The 12719-nt window shown below is 73.8% G+C and carries 10 protein-coding genes; 6 read left to right on the plus strand and 4 right to left on the minus strand.

The features are described 5' to 3' along the window. Positions 1 to 143 precede the first annotated feature (143 nt). The 6 genes from nirB to ACFVTX_RS01090 all read left to right on the plus strand — a co-directional run bounded on the left by nirB (position 144) and on the right by ACFVTX_RS01090 (position 10130). A complete protein-coding gene (gene nirB / locus ACFVTX_RS01065) occupies positions 144 to 2801 on the plus strand; it encodes a nitrite reductase large subunit NirB (RefSeq protein WP_386897293.1) in 2658 nt (885 codons plus the stop codon). Further along, positions 2798 to 3571 carry a uroporphyrinogen-III C-methyltransferase gene (gene cobA / locus ACFVTX_RS01070; RefSeq protein WP_386897294.1) on the plus strand — a complete coding sequence of 258 codons (774 nt, stop codon included), beginning with the start codon at positions 2798 to 2800 and terminating at the stop codon, positions 3569 to 3571. The genes nirB and cobA overlap by 4 nt, the downstream gene beginning before the upstream one ends. After that, positions 3568 to 4698, plus strand: coding sequence for a uroporphyrinogen-III synthase (locus ACFVTX_RS01075; RefSeq protein WP_386897296.1), 1131 nt, complete (start codon positions 3568 to 3570; stop codon positions 4696 to 4698). The genes cobA and ACFVTX_RS01075 overlap by 4 nt, the downstream gene beginning before the upstream one ends. Before the next feature lie 139 nt (positions 4699 to 4837). Then, entirely contained in the window at positions 4838 to 6244 is a 1407-nt protein-coding gene (locus tag ACFVTX_RS01080) for an MFS transporter (protein WP_386897298.1), read from the plus strand. 11 nt (positions 6245 to 6255) lie between these two features. After that, on the plus strand, positions 6256 to 8436 hold the full coding sequence (locus tag ACFVTX_RS01085; RefSeq protein ID WP_386897299.1) for a molybdopterin oxidoreductase family protein: 2181 nt from the start codon (positions 6256 to 6258) through the stop codon (positions 8434 to 8436). Next, a complete protein-coding gene (locus tag ACFVTX_RS01090; RefSeq protein WP_386897300.1) occupies positions 8433 to 10130 on the plus strand; it encodes an FAD-dependent oxidoreductase in 1698 nt (565 codons plus the stop codon). Before ACFVTX_RS01085 ends, ACFVTX_RS01090 begins: the two co-directional genes overlap by 4 nt. Before the next feature lie 118 nt (positions 10131 to 10248). Here the strand turns inward: ACFVTX_RS01090 and ACFVTX_RS01095 are convergent, their stop codons facing one another. From ACFVTX_RS01095 to ACFVTX_RS01110, 4 genes are all read right to left on the minus strand, one after another. Beyond that, the gene (locus ACFVTX_RS01095; RefSeq protein WP_386897302.1) at positions 10249 to 11031 is read right to left on the minus strand and encodes a sirohydrochlorin chelatase; all 783 of its coding nucleotides are present in this window, start codon (positions 11029 to 11031) and stop codon (positions 10249 to 10251) included. Between the two features lie 110 nt (positions 11032 to 11141). After that, on the minus strand, positions 11142 to 11858 hold the full coding sequence (trmD, locus tag ACFVTX_RS01100) for a tRNA (guanosine(37)-N1)-methyltransferase TrmD (protein WP_386897303.1): 717 nt from the start codon (positions 11856 to 11858) through the stop codon (positions 11142 to 11144). Positions 11859 to 11865: 7 nt separating this feature from the next. Further along, positions 11866 to 12525 (minus strand): ribosome maturation factor RimM, encoded by a 660-nt coding sequence (rimM, locus tag ACFVTX_RS01105; RefSeq protein WP_386897305.1) that lies wholly within the window; start codon positions 12523 to 12525, stop codon positions 11866 to 11868. Beyond that, positions 12482 to 12718, minus strand: coding sequence for an RNA-binding protein (locus tag ACFVTX_RS01110; protein WP_056651189.1), 237 nt, complete (start codon positions 12716 to 12718; stop codon positions 12482 to 12484). Before ACFVTX_RS01110 ends, rimM begins: the two co-directional genes overlap by 44 nt. Position 12719 lies beyond the last annotated feature (1 nt).

Here is a 12719-nt window from a genome sequence, read left to right on the forward strand (position 1 = left end):
GTTCGCCGTGTTTCGGCCGGGTGAAAGCCGCCTCACAGCCTCGCGCGGGCGACGTGCGGACGCGGTGCACCACGGTTACCGCGCCGAAACAGCCCCGAAACGCCCCGCTCCTACGCTCGCCTCATCCGATCCGGGGAGGCAGCATGACCGGCAGCACGACCGAGAACCGCGGCGCCGGGGTGCGCGACGTCGTCATCGTCGGCGGCGGGCCGGCGGCCCACCGCCTGGCCGACAGCCTGCACGCCCGCGACGCGGGCCGGAGCCTGCGGGTGACCGTGGTCGGCGAGGAGCGTCACGCTCCCTACGACCGGGTCGCGCTCAGCACCCGGCTCGCCGACGGCACGACCGACCTCACGCTCCAGCCCGGCACGATGTGGGCTTCCGAACACGTCGGGCTCGTCGTCGGCGAACGCGTCGAGACCGTCGACGCGACCGCCAGGACGGCGACGACCTCGACGGGTCGGGTGCTGAACTGGGACGAGCTCGTGCTCGCGACCGGCTCGAGCGCCCCCGTGCCCGAGCTCCCGGGCGCTGAGCACGCCCGGGTCTACCGCACGATCGACGACGTCGACGCGCTCGTCGCCGAGACGGCGGCGCTCACCGCGGCGCGCGGCCGGCCGGCGCAGGTCGTCGTCGCGGGCGGCGGTCTGCTGGGGCTCGAGGCGGCGGGCGGTCTCGCGGCCCTCGGTGCGGATGCCGCGATCGTGCACTCGGGCGGATGGCTCATGTCGGCGCAGCTCGACGAGGGCGCGGGCCGCGCGCTCGGCCGCATCATCGCGGGCCAGGGCATCGGGCTGCACCTCGGGGCACGGCCGACGGCGGTGCTCGTGGATGCGGGCGAGGTCGTCGGCGTCGAGCTCACGAACGGGCGTCGCATCGACTGCGATCTCGTGGTCTTCGCGATCGGCATCTCCCCGCGCGACGAGCTGGCCCGCGAACTGGGTCTCGAGCTCGGCCCGCGCGGCGGCGTCGCGATCGACACGGCGTGCGCGTCATCGATGCCCGGCATCTGGGCGATCGGCGAGGTCGCGAGCTTCGAGGGCCGCTGCACCGGGCTCGTCGCCCCCGCGAACGCGATGGCCGAGGTCGTCGCCGACCGGCTGCTCGGCGGTTCGGCCGAGTTCACGACGGTCGACGACGCGACGAAGCTGAAGCTCTCGGGCGTCGACGTCGCGAGCTTCGGCGACGCGCTCGCCCGGACCGAGCACGCCCTCGAGATCGTGTACGCCGACCCGGCACGCGGGCTCTACCAGAAGCTCGTCATGACCGACGATGCGAAGACCCTGCTCGGCGGCGTCTTCGTCGGCGACGCGGCGCCGTACTCGAGCCTCCGGCCGCTCCTCGGCACCGAGCTGTCGGCCGAGCCGGCCGCGTACCTCTCGGCGTCGGGCATGGCCCCGCCCGCGGGCGACGAGCTGCCCGCCTCGGCCTTGGTCTGCGCGTGCAACAACGTCACGGCGGGCACGATCCGCGACGCGATCACGGGCGAGGGCGGCGGCGAATCGGGCGGCACCGGGCACGCCGAGGGCTGCACCGAGCTCGGCGCCCTGAAGACGTGCACGCGCGCGGGCACCCAGTGCGGCTCGTGCGTGCCGCTCGTGAAGAAGCTCCTCGAGGCCGAGCTCAAGAAGTCGGGCGCGACGCTCTCGAAGGCCCTGTGCGAGCACTTCGAGCTCTCGCGGCAGGAGCTGTTCGAGTCGGTGCGCGTGCTCGGGCTGACCTCGTTCGACGAGATCATCGCCCGGCTCGGCACGGGTCGCGGCTGCGACATCTGCAAGCCCGTGATCGCGTCGGTGCTCGCGACGCAGCACGGTTCGTACATCCTCGACGGTGGGCGCGGAGGCCTCCAGGACACGAACGACCGGGCGATGGCGAACATGCAGAAGGACGGCACGTACTCGGTCGTCCCGCGGATCCCCGCCGGGGAGATCACCCCCGAGAAACTCGCCGTGATCGCCGCGGTCGCGCAGGAGTTCGGACTGTACACGAAGATCACGGGCGGCCAACGCATCGACCTGTTCGGGGCCAGGCTCGACCAGCTGCCCGAGATCTGGAGGCAGCTCGTCGATGCGGGCTTCGAGTCGGGGCAGGCGTACGGCAAGGCGCTCCGCAACGTGAAGAGCTGCGTGGGTTCGACGTGGTGCCGCTACGGCGTGCAGGACTCGGTCGCGATGGCGATCCGCCTCGAACTGCGATACCGCGGACTCCGTTCGCCGCACAAGCTGAAGTTCGGCGTCTCGGGGTGCGCGCGCGAGTGCGCGGAGGCGCGCGGCAAGGACGTCGGGGTGATCGCGACCGATCAGGGGTGGAACCTGTACGTCGGCGGCAACGGCGGGTTCCAGCCGGCGCACGCGCAGCTGCTCGCGAGCGACCTCGACGACGAGACCCTGATCCGCTACATCGACCGCTACCTGATGTACTACATCCGCACGGCCGACCGGCTGCAGCGCACCGCCCGGTGGATGGAGGACCTCGAGGGCGGGCTCGAGCACGTACGCGAGGTCGTCGTCGACGACCGTCTGGGGCTCGCGGCCGAGCTCGAAGCCGCCGTCGCCACCCACGTCGAGCACTACGAGGACGAGTGGGCGGCGACGCTCGCCGACCCCGAGCGCCTGCGGCGATTCCGCTCGTTCGTGAACGCACCGCACACCCCCGACCCGTCGATCGCGCGCGTCGCCGAGCGCGAGCAGTTCCGTCCGGCGACGGCCGAGGAGCGCGCCGCGGGCGCGGCGGACGGCACGGCAGGCGGCGCGGTGCTGATCGCGGGGGCGACCATTCCGACGCGGGAGGAGCTCGCATGACCGGTCGGGTCACCCTCGTGGGCGGCGGCCCCGGTGCGATCGACCTCCTCACCGTGCGGGCGGTGCGCGCCCTCGCCGAGGCCGACGTCGTGCTCGTCGACCGCCTCGCACCGCACGACGGACTCGCCGAGCTCGCCCCGCAGGCGGAGATCGTCGACGTCGGCAAGACCCCGGGGCACCACGCCGTGCCCCAGCACGAGATCGAGGCGATGCTCGTGCGGTACGCGGCATCCGGCGCCCATGTCGTGCGCCTGAAGGGCGGCGACCCCTACGTGCTCGGGCGCGGCGGCGAGGAGGTGCTCGCGTGCCACACGGCGGGCATCCCCGTCGAGGTGGTGCCGGGCGTCACGAGTGCGATCGCGGTGCCCGCGTCCGCCGGGATCCCGCTCACGCATCGCGGGGTCAGCCACCTCTTCACGGTCGTCTCGGGGCACGCACCGCTCTCCGAGGAGGAGCTCGCCCACCTCGCGGGGCTCGGCGGGACGATCGTCGTGCTCATGGGCATCGCCACCCTCCCGCGGCTCGCGGCCGGGCTCGCCCGTCACGGCCTCCCGGCGGAGCATCCGATCGCGGTCGTCGAACGCGGGTTCAGCCCCGAGCAGCGCACCACCGTCGGCACCCTCGCCGACATCGTCGCGATCGCGGGACTCGCCCGCGTCGCCTCCCCCGCGGTCGTCGTCGTCGGCGAGGTCGTGCGCCTCGCGCACGACGGCGACGCGGCGGCCGGCGAGCTGATGGCCCGCGCGGCCGCGATGTCGGTGATCGCATGACGGATGCCACGGAGTGCGCGCCGGGCTTCCGGCCCGACCAGTTGACGGGGTTCCGCATCGGCGTCACGAGCGACCGTCGCTCGGCCGACCTCATCGACGCCCTCGCCCGCCGCGGCGCCCAGGTGCTGCACGCCCCGACCCTGCGCATGGCGAACGCCGCGAGCGACGACCCCGTCATCGCCGACACCCGCGCGATCATCGCCGCACGGCCCGATGTGCTGCTCGCGACGACCGCCTACGGGGTGCGCCGCTGGTTCGAGGTGGCCGACTCGGCGGGCCTCGGCGAAGACCTCGTCGAGGCGCTCGCCGCGACGGCGATCCTCGTCCGGGGGCCGAAGGCGCGCGGCGGGATCCGCGCGGCGGGGCTCAACGACGTCGGGATGAGCGTCGAGGAGACGACCGAGTCGCTCATCGACGAGGTGCTCGACCGCTACCCTGACGGGCTCACCGTGGCGGTGCAACTGCACGGGTTCCTCCAGGCGCATCAGCTCGACCGCCTGCGGGCGGCGCACCCGCACGTGCTCACCGTCGAGCCGTACCGCTGGGTGGAGACCGACGCCGACGACGACCGGGTCGATCGGCTGATCGACGCCGCCTGTTCGGGCGGGCTCGACGCGATCACCTTCACGAGTGCGCCCGCGGTGCATGCGCTGTTCGGGGCGGCCGAGGCGCGCGGGCGCTACGACGAGCTCGTCGACGCGATGTGCGGGCAGGTCGTCGCGGCGGCCGTCGGCCCCGTGACGGCGGCGCCGCTCCTCGATGCGGGGATCGTGCCGATCCAGCCCGAACGGTTCCGGATGGGCGCGCTCATCCGCCTCGTCTGCGAGCACCTCGAGCAGTCGCGGGTGCTGCGCCTCGAGACGCGGCACGGCCCGCTGGCGCTGCGCGGCTCGGTGCTCGACATCGACGCGCGCCGGGTGCCGCTCGCGCCCGCTGCGCTCGCGCTGCTGCGCACCCTCGTGCTCGCGCACGGCGCCGTCGTCGCCCGCGACCGGCTCGCGTCCGGACTGCCGGGCACGAACGACCCGCACGCGCTCGAGGTGGCGCTGAGCCGGCTGCGCCAGACGATCGGCGTGCCCGGGCTCATCGCCACGGTCGTCAAACGCGGGTACCGGATCGATGTCTGAACGGCGCCTCACACCCGGCCGTACCGCGGGTGAGCACCTCGAGACCCAGCGTTCACGGGCGGCGCGTCCCGCGGAAACACCGGCTCCGTAGCGTCGGCGGCACGAGTTCCGACCGCGAACGACCGCCCGGGAGGCGAAGATGACCGACACCGTCGACACCCGCGACACCCCCGACACCGAAGCCCCACGATCGAGTGCGGCGGCCACCGTCGCCACCGCGCTCACGATCCGCCCGAGGCGCTGGATCGACGGCTGGGACCCGGAGGATCACGCGCAGTGGGAAGGGGCCGGGCGCGCGATCGCCCGCCGCAACCTGCGCTGGTCGATCTTCGCCGAGTTCCTCGGCTTCGTGGTCTGGCAGCTCTGGTCGATCGTCGCCGTGAGCCTTCCCGAGGCGGGCTTCGCGCTCTCGACGGGTGAGATCTTCTGGCTCATCTCGATCCCGAGCCTCGTCGGCGCGACGCTCCGCATCCCGTACTCGTTCCTCGTGCCCCTCGTCGGCGGCCGCAACTGGACGATCATCTCGGCGGGGCTCCTCCTCGCCCCCGCGATCGCCCTGGCCGTGTGCGTCGCGAACCCCGACACCCCGTTCGGCGTGTTGCTCGCGGCGGCCGCGCTCGCAGGCTTCGGCGGCGGCAACTTCGCGAGCTCGATGTCGAACATCACCTACTTCTACCCGCAGCGCGAGAAGGGCTGGGCGCTCGGGCTGAACGCCGCGGGCGGCAACCTCGGCGCGGCGGTCGCCCAGTTCGTCGTGCCGATCGTCATCACGATCGGGGCGGGTGCCGCCGTGAACCTGCCGCTCGCCGGCTGGATCTGGGTGCCGTTCATCCTCGTCGCGATGGTCGGCGCGTGGCGCCGCATGGACAACCTCTCGAACGCGAAGGCCGACCTCGCGGGCTCGGCCGCGGCGCTCCGCGAGCCGCACCTGTGGGTGCTGTCGCTGCTCTACATCGGCACCTTCGGCTCCTTCATCGGCTTCGCGAGCGTGTTCCCGAAGCTCATCGCCGACCAGTTCCCCGATTTCGGGGCGATCGCGGTGGGCGGAGCCTCGGTGTCGCTCGCGTTCCTCGGCGCGCTCGTCGGCTCGCTCGCCCGCCCGTACGGTGGCCGGCTCGCCGACCGTTTCGGCGGGGCGCGCATCACGATGTGCGCGTTCGCGGCGATGGGCACGATCACGCTCGCGGTCGTGCTCGCGCTGCCGGTGACGGGCTTCTGGGGGTTCCTCGGCCTGTTCCTGCTGCTGTTCGCGGCCGCGGGCATCGGCAACGGCTCGACCTACCGGATGGTCCCCATCGTGTTCGCACTTCGCGCCTCGGGCGACGAGACGGCGCGGAAGCGCAAGGCGGCCGCGGCCCTCGGCCTCATCTCCGCGATCGGCGCGTACGGCGGGTTCCTCATCCCGCAGGCCCTGAATCTCTCGTTCCAGACCACCGGCGGGTACGCGGGCGCCTTCCTCGGCTTCGTCGCCGGCTACGCCGTGCTCCTCGCCCTCACCGCCCTCGTCTACGTGCGCCCGGCCCGGTCGCGCGGTCAGCAGATCTGAAACGAGCCCGGATGCCACGAGCCGACGCCGCGACCCACTGCCCCTATTGCGCGCTGCAGTGCGCCATGACCCTCGTTGCGCCGGATGCCACGGCGCCGGGCGGGCCGCCGGTGCGCGTCTCGCCGCGCGAGTTCCCGACGAATCGGGGCGGACTGTGCAAGAAGGGGTGGACCTCGGCGGAGCTCCTCGCGCACCCCGCCCGCCTCACTGCGCCGCTCGTGCGGGGCGCGGACGGCGCACTGCACGAGACCTCCTGGGAGTCGGCGCTCGACCTCGTCGCGGCGCGGCTGCGCGGCATCCGAACCGAACACGGGCCCGACGCCGTCGGCGTCTTCGGCGGCGGGGGCCTCACCAACGAGAAGGCCTACCTGCTCGGCAAGTTCGCCCGGCTCGCGCTCGGCACGAGCCGCATCGACTACAACGGCCGCTACTGCATGTCGTCGGCCGCGGCGGCCGGCAACCGGGCGTTCGGCGTCGACCGGGGGCTGCCGTTCCCCGTCGAGGACCTCGACGCGGCGTCGACCGTGCTGCTGCTCGGCTCGAACCCCGCCGCGACGATGCCGCCGTTCATCGGACACCTCGCGGGGGCGCAGGCGGCCGGCGGGCTCGTCGTCGTCGACCCGCGCCGCACCGCGACCGCGCGGCTCACCGAGGACGGGCAGGGCGTGCACGTGCAGCCCGCGCCCGGCACCGACCTCGTGCTGCTGCTCGGGCTCGCGCACGTCGTGATCGCGGAGGGCCTCGTCGATACCGAGTACGTGGAGCGTCGCACCGTCGGGTTCGCGGCGCTCCGCCGGAGCGTCGCGAGCTGGTGGCCCGAGCGGGTGCAGGCGGCGACCGGGGTGCCCGCGACCGTGCTGCGGCGCCTCGCCCGGCGGCTCGCGGCGGGCGGCGGAACCTACATCCTCACGGGGCGCGGCGTCGAGCAGCACGTCGACGGCACCGACACCGCGACGGCCGCGATCAACCTCGCGCTCCTGCTCGGCTTCCCCGGCCGGGCGGGCAGCGGGTACGGCACCCTCACCGGGCAGGGCAACGGCCAGGGCGGGCGCGAGCACGGGCAGAAGTGCGATCAGCTGCCGGGCTACCGCAAGATCACCGATCCGGCGGCGCGCACACATGTGGCTCGCGTGTGGGGCGTCGATCCGTCCGAGATCCCGGGGCCGGGGTTGCCGGCGGTCGAGCTGCTCGACTCCCTGGGGCGCGACGGCGGCGTGCGCGCCCTCCTCGTGCACGGCTCGAACCTCGCGGTCTCCTCGCCGAACGTCGCGGCGGTGCGCGAACGGATCGCGGCCCTCGACCTCCTCGTCGTCTGCGACTTCCTGCGGTCGGAGACGGCCGAGCTCGCCGACATCGTGCTGCCCGTGCTCCAGTGGGCCGAGGAGGAGGGCACGATGACCTCGCTCGAGGGGCGCGTGCTGCGGCGACGGCGAGCGGTCGACCCGCCGCCCGGTGCACGCGACGAGCTCTGGGTGCTCGCCGAACTCGCACGCCGGCTCGACTGCCGGGCCGCCTTCGACACCGACCCCGAGCGGGTCTTCGAGGAGCTGCGGCTCGCCTCCGAGGGCGGCCTCGCCGACTACTCGGGCATCGACTACGCGATGCTCGACCGCGGCGAGGCCGCGTACTGGCCGTACCCCCGGGGCGGCGCCGGCACTCCGCGGCTCTTCGCCGAACGGTTCGCCCACCCCGACGGACTCGCCCGCCTCGTCGCCGTGCGGGTGCGGTCGGCCTCGCTCGACGGCCCCGCCGCCGACGAGCTCGCGCTCACGACCGGACGGCTCCTCGAGCACTACCAGAGCGGTGCGCAGACGCGGCTCGTCCCCGAACTGCTGCAGGCGCAACCCGCGCTCCGGGCGGCCATGCACCCGGCGACCGCGGCCCGCCTCGGACTCGCCGACGGCGAGCTCGTCGAACTCGCGAACGAACACGGTCGCCTCGTCTGCCCCGTGCAGTGCACGACCGAGGTGCGCATCGAGACGGTGTTCCTGCCGTTCCACTTCGCGGGCGCCGACGCGGCGAACCTGCTCACGAGCGACCGGGTCGACCCGATCTCGGCGATGCCCGAGTTCAAGTCGAACCGGGTGCGGATACGGCGGGCGGCAGCGCCCGGACCGCCCGTCACGATTCACGCCGACCCGCTCGCCACGACCCCGGCCGAGCCACTCGCCACGACGGGAGCCCGCGCATGACCCCCCAGCCCTCCGCCCAGCCGCTCCGCATCGTGCTCGTGGGCTACGGCCCCGTCGGCGCCCGCTTCGTCGAGGAGCTCCTGCCCGCCGTCGCCGACGGGGTCGTCGAGCTCACGGTCGTCGGCACGGAAGACGTCGAGGCGTACAACCGGGTGCTCGTCGCCGAGTACGCGGTCGGCGGCACGGCGCTCGATGCGATGCTCGTCGGCGATCGTGCGGCCGCCGAGTCGGCGGGGGCGCGGCTGCGCCTCGGCACGGCCGTGCGCGCGATCGACCGCGAGCATCGCCTCGTCACCCTCGAGGACGGCGAGCACCTGCCGTACGACCGGCTCGTGCTCGCGACGGGTGCGCGAGCCAACGTGCCCACCCTCGACGGCGTCGAACGCGGCACGCGCGACCTCGCGGCGCTCGAGAAGCACGGCGACCGGCTCGTCGGGCATGACGACGAACTGCCCACGGGCATCACGGCGCTCCGCGACCTCGCCGACGCCCAACGGGTGCTCACTGCGGTGCAGGCGCGGCAGCGCGTCGTCGTGCTCGGCGCGGGCGTGCTCGGCCTCGAACTCGCGCTCGCCGCGGCCCACGCCGGTGCCGAGGTCTGCGTCGTGCACCACGGCCCGCACCCGATGCCCCGCAACCTCGACCGCGGTGCCGGCCTCGTGCTGCGGGCAGCCCTTCGCCGCACGGGCGTCACGGTCGTGGCCAACTCGCGCGCGGAGGCCGTGGGGTTCCGCGACGGCGAGGACGGCGAACGCCGGTTCGACCAGCTCGTCACCGCCGACGGCAAGCAGTTGCGCGGCGACCTCCTCGTGCTCTCGTGCGGCGTGAGCCCGCGGAGCGAGCTCGCGACCCTCGCGGGTCTCCGCACCGCCGCGGGCATCGTCGTGCACCCCTGGCTCGCCTCGTGGAGCGACCCCGCCGTCTTCGCCGTCGGCGACTGCGCGCAGATCGTCGAACAGACCAGCGAGAACGCCCACGGACAGCACCTGCCGGGCGCGCCGGCGGGGCTCATCGGACCAGGGTGGCGGCAGGCCGAGTGGCTTGCGGCCCGCCTCGCGGAGGAGGCCCGCCACGTGGCATCCGAACGCCCTGACATCATCGAGCCCGCCCGTGCCGGAGCAGCCGCCCTGCCCGCCGAACGCGAGGCGATCGTCATGCTGAAAGCCGAGCACCTCGACGTCGTCGCCGTCGGCGACGTCTCGGCCGAACCGTGGGACGAGCACCCCGACCATCCGGCGCGCCGGGTCGCCCAATGGGCCGATCCCGAGCACCACCGCTACGTGAAGATGGTCACCGAGCACGGCGTGCTCACCGGGTTCGCGAGCGTCGGGATGCCCCGCACCGCCGCCGAACTGACCCTGCTGTTCGAGCGCCGCGCCGAGCTGCCGGCCGACCGTTCGCTGCTGCTGCGCTTCGACGGCCCCGACGACGACCCGGCCGCGTCGGGCGACGCGTTCGCCCCTGCCGCGACGGTGTGCTGGTGCAACGGCGTCACCGTCGAACGCATCGAGGAGTCGGCCGCGAGCGGATGCGAGACCGTCGCCTGCGTCGGCCGCGACACCCGGGCCGGCACCGGCTGCGGCGGGTGCAAGGGGCGCATCGGGGAGGTGCTCGCGCGGTTCGCCGCATCGGCGGCTGAGCGTGATGCGGTTGCGGTCGGCGACGCCGACGGCGTGCGGCGCCTCGCAAGCTGAGGCCGGCGGCGCCGCCGCACGGCCTGGCCGCCCGGTGCGCGCGCGCCCTGCGCCGTGCGCCGTGCGCCGTGCGCCGTGCGCCGTGCGCCGTGCGCCGTGCGCCGTGCGCCGTGCGCGCCTAGAGTTCGGCCGCGACGCGACGCTCGGCCGACGCCGACGCCGACGCCGCGTGATACCGGTCGAGCACGAGCTCGACGAGTTCGGGTGCGGCGGCCTCGCGCGGCAGCAGCAGCGGCTCGGCGACGAGCTCGGCTCCGGCGGCGACGGCCGCATCGGTGAAGGCGCCGGGCGCGAGCAGGTACGGGGCGATCGCGATGCGCGCCCCCGGGTGCACCTCGCGGATCATCTCGATCGCGTCGGGCAGCCGCGGGATGGCGGCGGCGATGAACCCGACCGTGACGGCGCGGCCCAGTCGGTGGCCCAGGCGCCGGGCGGTCTCGAAGCACTCGCGCACCGCACGCGGGTCGTTCGAGCCCGCTGCGGCCAGCACGACGACGGCGTCGTCGTCGAGCCCCGCCCGGGCGAGCCGGCGTGCGAGCACCTCGACGATGCGGTCGTCGGGGCCGAGCGCGTCGGCGAGCACGACCTCGGCGCCGAGCCGTTCGAGCCCGAGCGAGAGCCCGGTGCGCACGTGGAACCCGGCCGAGAGCACGAGCGGCACGATCACCGGTGCGGTGGCGCCCCCGCCGACGAGCGCCGAGGCGAGGTCGCCGTCGCTCGCGTCGACGAAGCTGATCGCGACCTCGAGCTCGGGTCGTGCGGAGGCGACGCCGTCGACGAGTCGCATGATCGCCTCGCGGTTCGCCGCCGACGGGGCGCCGTGCGTCACCGCGACGAGTCGCAGGGGTTTCGCCCCGGCGAAGGGGTCGAGCGGGGCCGGCGCTGCACTCGTGACGACCATGCTCCGACCCGCGCTCTCCGGCGGGGAATCGATGGTGCCCGCCGATTCGACGTTATGAAGCGGGTGTTACGGGGCGGCGAGCCGCATGTTTCGGGCGCGTGAAGAACGCCTCACGCCGAGGTGGCCGCGCCGTCGCCCGTCTCGCCGAGCAGCTCGGGCCGCACCCGACGGGTGCGCTCCACCTGCTGTTCGTGGCGCCAGGTCGCGACCGCACCGTGGTTGCCCGAGCGCAGCACGGGCGGCACCTCGAGTCCCCGCCACTCGGCGGGCTTCGTGTAGCTCGGGTACTCGAGCAGGCCGTTCTCGTGCGACTCCTCCACGAGCGACTCGGGGTTGCCGACGACGCCGGGCACGAGCCGGCCCGCGGCCTCGATCATCGCCATGACGGCGACCTCGCCGCCGTTCAGCACGTAGTCGCCGAGCGAGATGAGCCGCACGCGCATGCGGGTGGCGTAGTGGTCGACGACGCGCTGGTCGATGCCCTCGTATCGCCCGCAGGCGAAGACGAGGTGCTGCTCTTCGGCGAGTTCGCGTGCGATCGCCTGCGTGAACGGCTCGCCCGCGGGCGAGGGCACGATGAGCAGGGCGTCGGATGCCTCGGGGCCGACGATCGAGTCGAGGGCTTCGCCCCACGGCTCGGGCTTCATGACCATGCCCGCACCGCCGCCGTACGGCGTGTCGTCGACGGTGCGGTGCCGGTCGTGCGTGAAGTCGCGCAGGTCGTGCGCCGTCACCTCGAGCAGGCCCGACTCGCGGGCCTTGCCGAGGAGGGACAGATCGAGCACCGAGAAGAACTCGGGGAAGATCGTGACGATGTCGACGCGCATCGACGACCTACTCGGCAGGCGCGTCGCCGTCGGCGACGGGGGCTGCCGTGTCATCCGTCGTGCTGCTCTCGGCGAGCTCTTCGAAGAGCCCGGCCGGCGGCGTGACGGTGAGCGTGCCGGCCTCGAGGTCGACTTCGGGCACGATCGCCGAGACGAGCGGCACCATGACGTCGCGGTCGGCGGCGTTCTCGTCGTCGACGCGCACGATGAGCAGGTCCTGCGCGGGCAGATGCTCGACGCGGGCGACCTCGCCGATGCGTACGCCCTCGCGAAGCACCGCGAGGCCGATGAGCTGGTGGTCGTACCAGGCATCGTCTTCGGGAGCCTCGTCGTCGACGTGCTCGACCCAGAGGATCGCCTTCAGCAGCGACTCGGCTGCGGTGCGGTCGTCGACGCCCTCGAAGAAGCCGACGGGCTGGCCGTTGAACCAGCGCACCTCACGGAGGGTGAGGTGCTTGCCGTGCCACGGCGAGTCCTTCGGGACCTGCAACGAGAACACCGCTCCGGGAACGAAGCGGCGCTCGGGGTCGTCGGTGTAGAGCTCGAGCTTGATGGCGCCCTTGAGGCCGTGGGCCTTCGTCAGGCGACCCACGCGGAGCTGGGTGCCGGGTGTCTCGGCCACGTCAGTCGTCGGTGTCGACGACGTCGACACGCACACGGCGGCCATCGGCCAGCGCGGTCACGAGCGTGCGGAGCGCCTTCGCCGTACGGCCGGCGCGGCCGATGACGCGACCGAGGTCCTCGGGGTTCACGTGAACCTCGAGGACCTCGCCGCGTGCGCTCGACGCGGAGACGACCTTCACATCGTCAGGGTGATCGACGATCCCCTTGACGAGGTGTTCGAGCGCGGACTGGAGCAAG

This window comes from Agromyces sp. NPDC058136, assembly GCF_042884375.1.
Classification (GTDB): Bacteria; Actinomycetota; Actinomycetes; order Actinomycetales; family Microbacteriaceae; genus Agromyces.

Excerpts from the sequence above, each read along its gene's own strand:
- ACFVTX_RS01085 (WP_386897299.1), top strand. The coding sequence starts at position 6,256 with ATGCCACGAGCCGACGCCGCGACCCACTGCCCCTATTGCGCGCTGCAG.
- ACFVTX_RS01090 (WP_386897300.1), top strand. The coding sequence starts at position 8,433 with ATGACCCCCCAGCCCTCCGCCCAGCCGCTCCGCATCGTGCTCGTGGGC.
- cobA (WP_386897294.1), top strand. The coding sequence starts at position 2,798 with ATGACCGGTCGGGTCACCCTCGTGGGCGGCGGCCCCGGTGCGATCGAC.
- trmD (WP_386897303.1), bottom strand. The coding sequence starts at position 11,858 with ATGCGCGTCGACATCGTCACGATCTTCCCCGAGTTCTTCTCGGTGCTC.
- ACFVTX_RS01075 (WP_386897296.1), top strand. The coding sequence starts at position 3,568 with ATGACGGATGCCACGGAGTGCGCGCCGGGCTTCCGGCCCGACCAGTTG.
- ACFVTX_RS01095 (WP_386897302.1), bottom strand. The coding sequence starts at position 11,031 with ATGGTCGTCACGAGTGCAGCGCCGGCCCCGCTCGACCCCTTCGCCGGG.
- ACFVTX_RS01080 (WP_386897298.1), top strand. The coding sequence starts at position 4,838 with ATGACCGACACCGTCGACACCCGCGACACCCCCGACACCGAAGCCCCA.
- nirB (WP_386897293.1), top strand. The coding sequence starts at position 144 with ATGACCGGCAGCACGACCGAGAACCGCGGCGCCGGGGTGCGCGACGTC.
- rimM (WP_386897305.1), bottom strand. The coding sequence starts at position 12,525 with ATGGCCGCCGTGTGCGTGTCGACGTCGTCGACACCGACGACTGACGTG.